The organism is Pseudomonas sp. TUM22785 (assembly GCF_028198105.1).
GTDB lineage: Bacteria > Pseudomonadota > Gammaproteobacteria > Pseudomonadales > Pseudomonadaceae > Metapseudomonas > Metapseudomonas solani.
In genome coordinates this window covers 1,595,119-1,607,175 of sequence record NZ_CP116239.1, presented here as the reverse complement: position 1 = coordinate 1,607,175, position 12,057 = coordinate 1,595,119, and the positions used below count along the sequence as shown (strand labels likewise).

10 protein-coding genes are annotated in these 12,057 nt (G+C 66.1%); 3 read left to right on the top strand and 7 right to left on the bottom strand.

What is annotated here, in order from left to right; all coding sequences use genetic code 11:
• Positions 1 to 201: 201 nt before the first annotated feature.
• The 3 genes from PI990_RS07540 to gstA form a co-directional block, all read right to left on the bottom strand.
• Positions 202 to 561 (bottom strand): DUF3509 domain-containing protein, encoded by a 360-nt coding sequence (locus PI990_RS07540; protein WP_021218755.1) that lies wholly within the window; start codon positions 559 to 561, stop codon positions 202 to 204.
• Between the two features lie 266 nt (positions 562 to 827).
• A complete protein-coding gene (locus PI990_RS07535; protein WP_271660250.1) occupies positions 828 to 1,856 on the bottom strand; it encodes an AraC family transcriptional regulator in 1,029 nt (342 codons plus the stop codon).
• Between the two features lie 72 nt (positions 1,857 to 1,928).
• Positions 1,929 to 2,531 carry a glutathione transferase GstA gene (gstA, locus tag PI990_RS07530; RefSeq protein WP_271660249.1) on the bottom strand — a complete coding sequence of 201 codons (603 nt, stop codon included), beginning with the start codon at positions 2,529 to 2,531 and terminating at the stop codon, positions 1,929 to 1,931.
• Positions 2,532 to 2,654: 123 nt separating this feature from the next.
• Between gstA and PI990_RS07525 the strand changes: the two genes are divergently transcribed.
• The gene (locus PI990_RS07525; protein ID WP_271660248.1) at positions 2,655 to 3,017 is read left to right on the top strand and encodes a winged helix-turn-helix transcriptional regulator; all 363 of its coding nucleotides are present in this window, start codon (positions 2,655 to 2,657) and stop codon (positions 3,015 to 3,017) included.
• A gap of 211 nt (positions 3,018 to 3,228) precedes the next feature.
• On the opposite strand, the gene PI990_RS07520 is transcribed toward PI990_RS07525, so the two are convergent.
• Positions 3,229 to 4,260: an ABC transporter substrate-binding protein gene (locus PI990_RS07520; protein WP_021218759.1), complete on the bottom strand. Its 1,032-nt coding sequence runs from the start codon at positions 4,258 to 4,260 to the stop codon at positions 3,229 to 3,231.
• Between the two features lie 366 nt (positions 4,261 to 4,626).
• On the opposite strand from PI990_RS07520, the gene PI990_RS07515 reads away from it, so the two are divergent.
• Positions 4,627 to 5,658 (top strand): pyridoxamine 5'-phosphate oxidase family protein, encoded by a 1,032-nt coding sequence (locus PI990_RS07515; protein ID WP_265167836.1) that lies wholly within the window; start codon positions 4,627 to 4,629, stop codon positions 5,656 to 5,658.
• A 587-nt stretch (positions 5,659 to 6,245) separates the two neighbouring features.
• Entirely contained in the window at positions 6,246 to 7,118 is an 873-nt protein-coding gene (locus PI990_RS07510; RefSeq protein ID WP_184491974.1) for a helix-turn-helix transcriptional regulator, read from the top strand.
• A 55-nt stretch (positions 7,119 to 7,173) separates the two neighbouring features.
• Here PI990_RS07510 and PI990_RS07505 read toward each other — a convergent pair whose 3' ends face one another.
• The 3 genes from PI990_RS07505 to PI990_RS07495 all read right to left on the bottom strand — a co-directional run bounded on the left by PI990_RS07505 (position 7,174) and on the right by PI990_RS07495 (position 11,855).
• Positions 7,174 to 8,034 (bottom strand): nitrilase family protein, encoded by an 861-nt coding sequence (locus PI990_RS07505; protein ID WP_271660247.1) that lies wholly within the window; start codon positions 8,032 to 8,034, stop codon positions 7,174 to 7,176.
• Positions 8,031 to 9,470, bottom strand: coding sequence for a purine-cytosine permease family protein (locus PI990_RS07500; RefSeq protein WP_184491945.1), 1,440 nt, complete (start codon positions 9,468 to 9,470; stop codon positions 8,031 to 8,033). Before PI990_RS07500 ends, PI990_RS07505 begins: the two co-directional genes overlap by 4 nt.
• 273 nt (positions 9,471 to 9,743) lie before the next feature.
• Entirely contained in the window at positions 9,744 to 11,855 is a 2,112-nt protein-coding gene (locus tag PI990_RS07495; protein WP_271660246.1) for a hypothetical protein, read from the bottom strand.
• Between the last annotated feature and the right edge of the window lie 202 nt (positions 11,856 to 12,057).

The following is a 12,057-nucleotide window of genomic DNA, read 5'->3' as shown; positions in this document are numbered from 1 at the left end:
CCGGTTCACCGAAGGGGTCAGCGACCGTTGCCGGCCGTTCTGGAGCCGCGCATTCCATTGATTCAAGGGCGACAAACTAACAGAAAGCGGCGCCACAATCGTGACGAACGACCCGGGTTATCGCCGTGGATTTCATGATGGATTGAGCGCAAGGATCGCGAAAAATTCCCTAACGGTTGCTGCGCACGTTGCCCGAGGAACTCAGCTCACCAGTGCGCGGCGGTTGCTCTGGCGCTCCAGTTTGCGGCGCTCCACCAGGGTCTTGGCGGCGGTCATCTGGATCGGCCCGCCGGTGAAGGTGGGCAGCTCGCGGGTAAGCCAGATATTGCCCTCGCCTTTCCAGGTGACCTCGCCGGAGGCCAGCTTCATCTCGCGCATCACGTCACGGATCAGGCCACGCACACGTTCCTTGCAGAACACCGCATCGCTCTGGATGGCCTTGCTCATGGCGGCCTCGCCCTGCTTGCCCAGGGTAAGCAGCAGCATGCCGTCGGGGCGGGGCTTGATGGACACCTCGAAGCCGGGGAATGCGTCGAAGAATTCTTTGATGGCGATCTGCATTGTCATTGCTCCCTTATTTTTTTCTTTGAGCTCAAACCATTGCACCCGCTGTGCCAGTTGAGCTGAATGAAAAAAATCATAAAATTCAATGACCTATACATCTTTGACATCAATGTGCCAGTTGCAATTTGCACGATACCCCCGGGTGAGCCATGCAAACTGCACTGAACTTTCGGACGGGTCGTCACGCTGCGCTCGAACCCGATGGAGAAAAAACGGTCGTCCGATGCGCCAGCCCTGTTTCGCCACCGCGGATTAGCGCCTCGCTAGGGCGCCGACCCGCCCTGCCGTGCCGCCCCCGGCGAATGGCCGAACCAGCGACGGAACGCGCGGTGGAAGGTGCTCACATCCTTGAACCCCAGCGCCTCGCTGATCGCCTGCAGCGGGTCACCCTGGCGTACCCGTTGCAAGGCCAACTGGCTGCGCTCCTGCTCCAGCAGTTCGGTGAAGCTGGTGCCCTGTTCGCGCAAACGCCGGTAAAGGGTCGGCCGGCTGAGGTGCAGGGCCTCGCAGAGGGACTCGATGCCCGGCCCGCCGGCGAGATCGGCGCGGATCATCAGGCGCACCCGCTCGGCCAGGTCGCTCTCCGCCCTCACCTGCTCCAGGGCTGTCCGCGCCCGCTCCGCGAGCAGGGTCTTGAGGTAAGGGTTGGCGCTGTGGATGGGGCGGGCGAGCTGCCCATGGGCGAGGTACAGGCGGTTGGCGGCGCAGCCGAACTGCACCTCGGCACCGAACGCCTCGGCAAAATATTCCGCATAGGCGGGGCACGGGCCGGCGAACTCGACCCGCTCGGGCACGAAGCCCTCCCCCGCCAGTTCCCGCCCCCAACGCACCAGCGCCACCAGGCTGCGCTCCACCGCCGCCTGTGGATAACCCCGCCCGGCGGCGAACGCCAGTTCGAGGCACAGGCAGCCATCGGTGTCGCGGGAGGTCCAGTGTTCGGAGGGGTTCATCAGCGCGCCATGCTGCAGGAAGGTCGACAGCGCCTCCCCCACCGACGCGCACTGGAACAACAGGCTGGCTAGCAGGCCGCGCTTCTCCGGGTTGAACGCCTGGCCGATCAGCACGCCGATATGCGGCAACGCCGGGTTGCCCGCCGCCAGTTGCCAGAGCCCCAGCAACTGGCGCTCGTCCAGGCGCTGCTCCTGCAACGGCAGCGCTGGGTCGCACGACGCCAGCAGACGATCACGGGACAGCCCCACGGCCTGCAACTGCGCCGCCTCGACGGCGCCCAGTTGCAGCAGCAGGTCATGCAGGTCGAGCACCGCAAGGGCGGAGACACGGGTAGGGCTCATGGCAGGCATTCCTTGTTCCTGCGCGGACAGTACCGCCTGGCAGGCATCGCCGCCAGCGCACAGGGGCTCGCCTCAGGCCGCCTCGGCGCGCATCGCGGCCTGCACCTGCGGCCGCGCCCCGATGCGTGCCCGGAACGCCGCCAGCGCCGGCCAGGGCGCCAGCTCGATGGCGAAGAAATCCACCCAGCCGAGCACGGTGAACAGGTAGGCATCGGCCACGCCGAAGCGCCCGTCCAGCAGGTAGTCGGCCTGGTCCAGCACGCTTTCCAGGTAGTCGAAGCGCTTCAACAGCCGCGCCCGGAAGATCGCCTTCACCTCCTCCGGGATCGCCGCGTTGAACAGCGGGCTCATGCCGGCGTGGATCTCCCCGGAGATGAAGTTCAGCCACTCCTGCAGGCGCACCCGCTGCAGGGTGCCGTTGGCCGGCGCGAGCCCGGACTCCGGCCGCAGGTCGGCCAGGTACTGGACGATGGCCGTGCCTTCGGTCAGCACCTCGCCATTGTCCAGCTCCAGCGCGGCGACGTAGCCCTTGGGGTTGATGACGAGGAAATCGTCGCCGTGCTCGGTGAGCTTGCTGCGGTTATCCACACGGACCGCCTCGAACGGCAGGCCCAGCTCCAGCAGCACGATATGCGGCGACAGCGAACAGGTACGGGGGGCGTAGTACAGCTTCATGGCGACTCCTTGCACGGGCCACCCCCGGAATGGGGGCGCGGCGGGAGTATCGACGCAGCGGTTCTCTTTTTGAAGAAGGGAGAAATCTGTAGCTTAGGTACAAAATATATACTTGGAACCCCCATGAAGAAGAACGTATCCGGCTGCTCGGTGGAGGAAGCCATGCACCTGCTCGGCGGCCGCTGGCGCCTGCTGCTGGTGTCCTACCTGCTCGACGGCACCAAGCGCTTCAACGACCTGCGCCGCGACATCCCGCACATCTCCCAGCGCATGCTCACCCTCGATCTGCGCGCCCTGGAAGAGGCCGGCATGTTGCTGCGCACCGTCTACCCGGAAGTGCCGGTGCGGGTGGAATACCAGCTCACCGAAGACGGCCAGCGCCTGCGCAAGGTGGTGGAAGTGGTCAAGGAATTCGGCCTCTGGCTCAAGGCAAGACCGCCGCGTGAGGACACCGAAGCCCCCACGCCGGAGCATGAGCAACCGTAGGGTGTACGACGCTCCCCCCGTCCACCGTTCGTACCCACATGCAACACCGCTGGTGGATGGAAAGAGCGCCATCCACCCTACGCACCGACCAACTTCGTACACGCCGACCGTAGGGTGGACGACGCCTCACCCGTCCACCATTTCGTGCTCACAGGCGACACCGCTGGTGGATGAAAAAGCGTCATCCACGCAGGTCAGCTCCGTGCGGGAATCAGTTCTTCACCCAGTTCTCGAAGCGCTGCTCCAGTTCGCCGTGGGCGGCCCAGAACTTCACGCTCATCGGCAGGGCGCCGCTGATGTTCTGCGGGGCGGTGGGCAGGGTGGCGGCGATGGCGGGGTCGATCATGGCGATCGCCTTGTTGTTCACCGGGCTGTAGGAGATGCCTTCGGCGAAGGCCTTCTGGCGTTCCGGCTGGCTGGCGAAAGCGACGAAGGTCTTGGCCAGGTCGCCCTTCCACGAGCCCTTGGGCAGGGCCCAGTAGTCGAAGTCGTAGATGCTGCCGGTCCAGACCATGGCCAGGGAGCGGGTTTCCTTCTGCGCGGTGGCGATGCGGCCGTTGTAGGCGGCGCTCATGGCCACCTTGCCCTCCTGCAGGGCGCGTACCGGTTCGGCGCCGGCCTTCCACCAGACGATGCTGGACTTGATCTCGTCGAGCTTGCGGAAGGCGCGCTCGACGCCGGCCGGGGTGTCCAGCACCTGGTAGACGTCCTTCGCCGCGACGCCGTCGGCCATCAGGGCGAACTCGAGGTTGTACTTGGCGCCATGGCGCAGGCCGCGCTTGCCGGGGTACTTGCGCAGGTCCCAGAAATCGCTCCAGCCGCTGGGGGCGTTCTTGATCTTCGCCGAGTCATAGGCGAGCACCGTGGACCAGACGAAAATGCCGATGCCGCAAGGCTGGATGGTGCCGGGCACGAAATCGCCGGGGTTGCCGAGGAAGGCCGGATCGAGCTTCTCGAACAGCCCCTCCTCGCAACCGCGCGCCAGTTCCGGCGCCTCCATCTCCACCACGTCCCAGGTCACGTGGCTGAGTTCGACCATGTGCTTGAGCTTGTCCAGGTCGCCGTTGTACGAGCCGTGCACCACGGCATTGCCGGTGCTCGCCTTGAAGGGCTTGAAGAAGGCTTCCTTCTGCACGTCCTTGTTGGCGCCACCGAAGGTGATCACCGTGACGAACTCCGCCGAAGCGGGCAGGCTGGCGCAGGCCAGGAGGAAACCGAGGGCACGTCGTACAGCAACATCCATGGAGCATTCCTTATTGTCGATTGGCGGTGTGGCCACGGGTCGACCGCGGCGCTGCCCGGATTCTCACAGTGCCCCTTGGTTGCCAGGTGCGCGACAGCGACATGCCGCTGCCTCCCACCGCCCCTGGCGGGCACCGGGTCCGGATCTGCCGCACAGTCTGAACGCAACGCCCGTCACACATATTGCTTTCCGTCACAGTGGCGAGTGCTGCACAAGCTCTGGCACGGGCGTTTCAGGTTGCCATGTGCAGCTAGACAGCCCTGCGAGGCGATTGCAACCGAACGCCATGTGGATTGAAACCGCGCGCCATGCCGCTGCGGGCGGCGCGGCCCTAGCATCGGGGCATCCGCCATCAGGAGCCGCGCCATGCCCAACCACCGCATCCAATCCCTCAGCGCCCTGCGCCAGCTGATCAGCGAGCCACCCGCGCTGATGAAGAAACGCCTGCAACCGGTGATCGACGCCCATTGCCTGACCATCATCCGCAACGCCAGCGTCTGCACCGTCGGCCTGGCTGGCGCCGACAGCGACATCGCCTTCCTCGACCTGCACGCCACGCCGGTGATCCTCGCCGAAGGCAACCGCATCCGCCTCGCCTGGCCATCCGGCCTGCACCTGCCCAGGATCGACGGCCAGACGCCCAGGCCCTGCAGCCTGCTCTTCATCATGCCGGGCATCGGTTTCGCCCTGCGCGCCAATGGCCGCTGCCATCCACGGGGTGTGGAGGCAGGCGTGGTGCTGGAGTTCCAGGCCGACGCGCTGTTCCTGCACTGCTCGCGGGCCATGGTGCGGGCGGATTTCTGGACGCCGCGCGAACACCTCGACGGGTGGCCGGCCGAACGGGGCGAAGGCGCGCTCTCCGACGCCGCGCAGGCTTTCATCGCCCGTTCGCCCTACCTGCTGATGCTGACGCGCAACGCCGAGGGCGCCACAGAGATTTCGCCACGCGGCGACCCGGAAGGCTTCATCGGCGTCATCGATGGACAACGGCTGCTGATCCCCGAGCGGCCGGGAAACAAGGTGGCGGTGTCGCTGAGCAACATCCTCGCCTGCGACGAACTGAAGCTGGCCTTCCTGCTGCCGGGCTCGGCGACCGTGCTCAGCGTCACCGGCCGCGCCCAGGTGAGCGCCGACCCGCAGCTGCTGGGCCCGCTCTCGGTGAACGGCAAGGCCCCGGTGCTGGGCACCCTGGTGGAAGTGGAGCGCTTCGCCTTCGTCGAGGCACCCGAGCTGGTCGAAGCCGGCCTGTGGCGCCCGGAAACCCACCTGGCACCGAGCGACATCCCCTCCTTCCCGAAAATGCTGGCCGAACACATGAACGGCACCGGCCTGCTTGGCAAGGCCACCACCCTGGTGGTGGACGCGGTGGTGCGGCACGACCTCAAGCATCTGTATTGAGGGGGAAGCGATCGAAGGGAATCGCTTTGCCCGCGTTAGCTGTTGGGTTTTAAAGCAAACGCTCAAGCCGAGCATTTATGGGTTTCTGCCACCTCCACCGCATGGGTTTCGCTTCGCTCTACGCCATCCTACGAAAGCCGTCGCCACGTGCGCGCTGGGTTGGTGCGCACATCAATGTGAGAATTCGAGCGAAGAAAGTTGGAGCAGCCGCCAACGCCCCTCCAGGAGGCCGAACGCAGTCGTTGCGCCGGGGGACGAGCGGCATGGATGCCGCGAGAGGCGCGCCAGGCCATGGATGGCCCATCGCGCCGGCCCCCAGAGCAACGATGGAGTGAGGGAACCACGGCGAAGCCGGGGCCGGATGATGGGGCAAGTTTTTTGGTTCCTTTTCACCGGGCTGGCGTTCCAGCGATTGGAAAAGGGACTCGCCCGGGGGGGCGAAACCAGAAGCACCAACAGAACTCGGCAATCAGCTGGGCTCAAATACTCTAGCAACAAATCACCAATTCTTTCGCAAGGCGACATGTCGCCTTAATGGACATATCCACAAACCTGGCCTATACCCAAGGCTCCGTCCTGCCAGGTGCATCGCCATGAAGCGCTCCATCGACCACGTCCGCTGGGACCTCGCCCAGCGCTACCGGCTCATCGAAACCGTGGCCTGGTGGGAAGGCCGACTGACCACCAACCACCTGATGCAGAGCTTCGGCATCAGCCGTCAGCAGGCCTCCAAGGACATCAACGCCTACCTCAACGAGCACGCGCCGAAGAACCTCGTCTACGACAAGCACCTCAAGGGCTACAAACCCGGCAAGGGCTTCAAGCCGCTGTTCATCGACGGCAGCGCCAGCGCCTACCTGCACCTGCTGGACCAGAACCGCGAACGCTCGCCGCACATCGAGGGCCTGGCCCTGGCCTATGCCCACACCGAGGTGCTGCAGGTGCCGGACCGCAGCATCCGCCCCGAGGTGCTGCGCCCCCTCCTCCAGGCCTGCCGCGAAGGCCTGCGCCTGGAAACCGAGTACGTGTCCCTGGCCCACCCGGAATCGGAAACCCGCGTCATCGCCCCGCACACGCTGATCTTCACCGGCATGCGCTGGCACGTGCGCGCCTATTGCGAGAAGAACCGCGACTACCGCGACTTCGTGCTCAGCCGCTTCCGGGGTGAGCCGGACCTGATGGACGAATCCGAGCAGGGCCGCGACGGCGACGAAGGCTGGATGACGGCGGTGGAGGTGATCCTCACCCCCGATGCGCGGCTCAAGCCGGCGCAGCAGGCGATCATCGAGGCGGACTACGGCATGCAGGGCGGCCAGCTGGTTATCCACAGCCGCGGCGCCCTGGTGCAGTACGTACTGCAGCGCTACCAGATCGACCCGAACAAGGTGCAGGCCAAACCGGTGGCGCAGCAGATCGTGGTCGCCAACCTGGAAGAACTGGGGCGCTGGCTCTACAGCTGAGCAGCCGTTCCCGGGCTGAAGCCCGGGCTACGCCGGTCATCCTGTAGCCTGGGCTTCAGCCCAGGGTCTTCCCCTGCACAGCCAACACCCCGGCATAAAGCTCCGGCCGCCGATCACCCTGCACATCGTTATGCCCACTGATGCGTTTGTCCCGCGCCGCCTCCAGGTCCAGCGACGCCAGCAGCAGCTGCTCGCCGCCCTCGCCCGCCGGCCCGGCCAGGGGATAACCGTCGGCGTCCACCAGCACCGAACCCTCGACCCAATCCACACCCCGCTCGTGGCCGTGGCGGTCACAGGCGGCGATGGTCATCCGGTTCACCGCCGCATTGGCCTGTACCCGCACCACTTCGGTGGGGCGCTCGCCCGCCGGGCGCGGGCCACGGGGCCAGTTGACCGGGGCACAGAGCAGCTCGGCGCCGGCCAGGGCCGGCAGGCGCACCCACTCGGGGAATTCCAGGTCGTAGCAGATCATCACCGCGATGCGCCCGAAGGCCGTGTCCACCACCGGCGGTGCGGCATCGCCGGGGCTGAAGATCGCCTTCTCGCCATCCCACAGGTGCGCCTTGCGGTACAGGGCGCGCAAGCCGCCGGCATCCACCAGGGCGGCGCTGTTGGCCAGCGTGCCGTCGTCGCGCTGCTCACAGAAACCCGCCACCAGCACGATATCCAGCTCGGCGGCCAGGCTTATCCACAGGCGCAGGCTGGGGCCGTCCGGCGTCTCGGCCAGGGCCTGCGCTTCAGCGCGGTCGCGGAACAGGTAGCCGCTCTGCACCAGCTCCGGCAGCACCACCACCCGGGCACCGCGCTGCGCCGCCTGGCGCACCACACGCTCTACCAGGGCGCGGTTGTACTCCAGCTCGCCGATACGCGGGGCGACCTGGCAGCAGGCCACCGTGACTGTCTTCTGCGTGCTCATGGCTGTTCTCCCAGTTGCTCCAGGCGCTGTTTATCCGCCTCGGCCAGTTGGCGCTCGGCGGCGAGGTCCAGGCGCCGGCTTAGCAGCCAGTAGCTGACGCCGGCCACCGGCAGGCCCACGGCGAAGGCGATATCCGCGCCACCCAGGGCTGCCGTGAAGGGGCCGGTCCAGAAGCTCAGCGCCATGAAGGGCACCATCGCCAGCAAGCCGAGCCCGTAGGCGGTGAGGCCGGCGGCCGACCAGCCGCGATAGAGGCCATCGCGGTTGAAGATCTCGCCGATGGCGTAGTGCCCGCGCCGCACCAGGTAGAAGTCCACCAGGTTGACCGCCGTCCAGGGCACCAGGAAATACAGCATCAGCAGCACGAAGGTGTTGAAGCTGCCCAGGTAGCTCTCGGGGATCAGCCGCGCCACGGCGAGGATGATCGCCGCGATCACCAGGATGCCGGTCACCCGCAGGCGCAGCGTCGGCTTCACCTTGGTGAAGGCATCGATGGCGCTGACGCTGGTGAGCATGGCGCCGTAGCAGTTCACCGCCATGATGCCCACCAGCGAGGGCACGGCGATCAGCACGACGAAGGTGCCGAAGCCGTCGAACAGGCGGTTGCCCACCTCACGGATGCTGCCGATGGCGTCCGGCGCCGGCAGCGCCGAGGCGAGGAAGGCCCCGAGGGACATCAGCCAAAGCGCCGAGCCGCCGGCGCCCAGGTAGGTCCAGAAGATCACCTTGCCGGGCGGCGTGTTCTCCGGAAGGTAGCGCGAGTAATCGGAGACATACACCGAGTAGCTGATCTGGTAACCCGCCGCCGCCGACAGCTGGACCAGGAAGGCGCTCCAGGAAAACGGCCCGGCGGCCAGCGCGGCATCGGCCCGCAGCTCGCGGATGGCGAGCAGGGTCAGCACGCCGAACACCGCGATCATCAGCCAGGTCAGCCAGCGCTGCACCCGGTGCAGCAGGTCGTGCCCGACGATCGCCAGCAGCACCGCCAGGCCCACCAGCAGCAGGTACCAGGGCGTACGCGCGCCGGGCAGCACGGTGTTGATGGCATCGGTGGCGAGGATGACGTTGAACACGTTGAAGCCGATGTACACCCCCACCACCGCGATGAAGGGCACCACCGCGCCCCGAAAGCCGAACTGCGCCCGCGACTGGATCATCTGCGGCAGGCCCATGCGCGGCCCCTGGTTGGCATGGAAGGCCATGAAGAAGGTGCCGATGGCCACGCCAATCAGAATCGCCAGCATCGAGGGCAACGCCCCCAGCCCCAGGGCCGGCCCGGTGAAGCCGGTGACCAGGGTGGTAAGCACGAAGTTGCCGGTGAACCAGAACGGGCCTTGGTGCCAGACCTTGCCGTGGCGCTCGCTGCGCGGCACGTAGTCGATGGAGCGCACCTCGATCTTCGGGCGCGGGGCTTGGGTAGTCGGGGTTTGATGCATGGAAATTCCTCATCCAGAACGTGAAGGCGCAGCCAGGGTTGGCGCGGGGTGACGGTCACGGGGCTGGATCAGGCAGGCGGGGTGTCGCAGCAGGCAGGCAGCAGGTCGTCCATGGGTGTCTCGGCTTGTTCTGGTCGTTATGGGGCCGACTCTAGCCAAGGGGGGCGCGGGGAAACATCGGATAAATCAAATACTTGGTTCAGGGATATGGCAACTGATCCGGCAACGCCGGCAAGCCCCGGAGCGCCTGGCATCGGCGCCCCGGGCCGCGGTTCAGCCCTGCTGGCTTTCCATGTAGCGGATCAGCAACGCCTCCAGCGCCTCGTCCATCTGCTGCCTGTACGCGTCGAAGCCTTCACGGGCGAAGTCGTCCAGCTTGCGGTTCAGCCCGATGGCTTCCTCCTGGCTGGGGAACTGCGACTCCACGGCCCGGTAGATGGCGAAGGTGAAGTTGCCGGCGAGGTCTTCCAGGTCGCCGTTGGCGATGTTCATGCCCATGCGCCGGCAGTTGAGCTGGAAGTCCTTCATCAGCTCGGATTCGGCGATCTGCTCCATGGGTTTGGCCACGCTGCGCAGGGTCTTGCGACCACCGTCCACGTTCTGCTGGGCGTAAGGGACGATCAGTGCGCTGAGCAGCGGGTAGAACAGCTCGGCGATCTGGTCCTCGTCGAAGCCGGCCTGCTCGCGCAGCATGTGGCCCATGGAGGCGATGGCGTAACCCAGCCCCAACAGGGTGGTTTCATCGCTGGCCAGGGCCGCCTGCTCGTTGGCGCTCAGCGGTGCCTGCTGGGCGCGTGCCACGAAGCGCGGCACCTGCATCGCACCGGTCAATACACCCATGCCGAACTGGATGGTGTGGAACTGCTCCAGCCCCTGCTGGAACTCCTCGGTATCGCGCTGCCGGGCGCTGGCGCCACGGGCATGGGCCTCGAACTGCTCAAGGTATTGCTGCCCCTCCTCCAGCTTGCGGCGGAACAGCGACGGGCGATGCGCCACGGCCGGCTCGGCGCGCTTGGCGAAGCTGGCCAGGCCCTTGCTCGGTGCAGGGCTCGCCGGCTCCGGCGCCTCCAGCAGCTCGCCTTCCAGCTCCGGGCCGATGATGCGGTCAATGATCTTGTCGCGGTTGCTGATCATGAACTGCACGAACACCTGCTCCCTCAGCGCCAGGCGCACCACGCTCGGCAGGAAGGCATAGAGGTACACCGCGAATTTCTCGATGTTCTCGTCGTTGCGCAGGGCCGCGAGGGAGGCTTCGCCGGTCTTCTCCTTGAGCAGCGGGATGATCTTCGACTTGTTCTGCTCGATGGCGTTGGCGATGAAGCCGAACAGCTTCTCGCTGGCCTTGGAATCCTTGCCCTTGGCGTCCCCCGCCACGACTTCCGGCTGCGCCTCGGCCAGGGCCTGCACCGCCGGCACCGACATGCTCTGCTCCACCTCGCTGGACAGCTGCGCCTGCTGCTCGACGGCAGGCGCGGCCACGCTCACCGGTGCCGCAACCGCCTGGGCCACCGGCGCGGGCTGATCGGCAAACTGGCCCTGCAGGTCCTGCAGGCAGTCGTTGATGGTGTCGAAGAAATCTCCCAGCTCGGCCTCGCCGAGCTGGGTCAGTTGGGCGATCTCGCGCTGGTTGACGAAGACCTTGCGCTTGCTGATGGCGATGCCGGTGAGGAACTTCCAGAAGAACAGGCGGGGCGAATCCATCATCATCTTCATGGCGATCCGCGTGTCGCCGATCAGCATCCCCTCCTTGGCGCCGCCGAACAGGGTGTCGTCGACCAGCACGATCACCTCGTCCGCCGTCATGCTGTTGCCATAGGACGCCAGGGCCGCCTGCAGCTTCTTCGGCGGAATGTTCGGCGCCACGAAGACCTTGTCGGACTCGATGCGCAAGGCGCACTCGCGCACGTAGCCGATCAGCACCGCCAACTGCTCGGCCGGTAATTCCCCGGTGGCCTTCGGCGCGGCCTCCACCGGCGCGGCAACCGGCTTGCCAGGCGCATCGGCCTGCCCGCCCAGCCACTCGGCCAGCACCTCGAAGCAAGCGCTCAGGTCACGCTTGTCGGGCATGTTGAATTTCATCACGTCGCGGCCATTGATGAAGGCGCGCTGGTCATGGGACTGGATCTGCCTGATCTCGATGAACAGGTATTCGGTGGGCTCCGCGAAGGGCTCGCGGAAGAGAATGCGGTCGCTGCAGATCAGGCAGCCATCCTTGCCGCTGCCGAACATGGTGTTGTCGATCAGGGCCACGATCTCACGCGCATCCCCCTTGAACTTGAACGCCTCCATGGCGTTGCTCAGCAGCTTGGGGGGAATTCCCGGGGCCAGGTGGATGCGGCTGCAGCTGCTGAAATTCTTCTGCCGGTAAAACTCGACCAACGACATACAACGTCTCCTTCAGGTCCTTGAAGCCCACGCTTCCCGTGGGCATCGAAAACGCCCGCCAGGCACTCGCCACCCCGTAAAGCCCGGAGATAGAGCGCCCACTGACGTCGCTCACGAATGCAAAGGAGCGTCAGACTGCCTGGAGAGCCATCATTGCGACATTATCCGTTAGTCCGGTTACCGGTAAAGTAACGCCGCCAGC

Coding starts and splice junctions, on each gene's coding strand:
- PI990_RS07540 (WP_021218755.1), bottom strand. CDS start 561: ATGCAGATCGCCATCAAAGAATTCTTCGACGCATTCCCCGGCTTCGAG.
- PI990_RS07535 (WP_271660250.1), bottom strand. CDS start 1,856: ATGAGCCCTACCCGTGTCTCCGCCCTTGCGGTGCTCGACCTGCATGAC.
- gstA (WP_271660249.1), bottom strand. CDS start 2,531: ATGAAGCTGTACTACGCCCCCCGTACCTGTTCGCTGTCGCCGCATATC.
- PI990_RS07525 (WP_271660248.1), top strand. CDS start 2,655: ATGAAGAAGAACGTATCCGGCTGCTCGGTGGAGGAAGCCATGCACCTG.
- PI990_RS07520 (WP_021218759.1), bottom strand. CDS start 4,260: ATGGATGTTGCTGTACGACGTGCCCTCGGTTTCCTCCTGGCCTGCGCC.
- PI990_RS07515 (WP_265167836.1), top strand. CDS start 4,627: ATGCCCAACCACCGCATCCAATCCCTCAGCGCCCTGCGCCAGCTGATC.
- PI990_RS07505 (WP_271660247.1), bottom strand. CDS start 8,034: ATGAGCACGCAGAAGACAGTCACGGTGGCCTGCTGCCAGGTCGCCCCG.
- PI990_RS07500 (WP_184491945.1), bottom strand. CDS start 9,470: ATGCATCAAACCCCGACTACCCAAGCCCCGCGCCCGAAGATCGAGGTG.
- PI990_RS07495 (WP_271660246.1), bottom strand. CDS start 11,855: ATGTCGTTGGTCGAGTTTTACCGGCAGAAGAATTTCAGCAGCTGCAGC.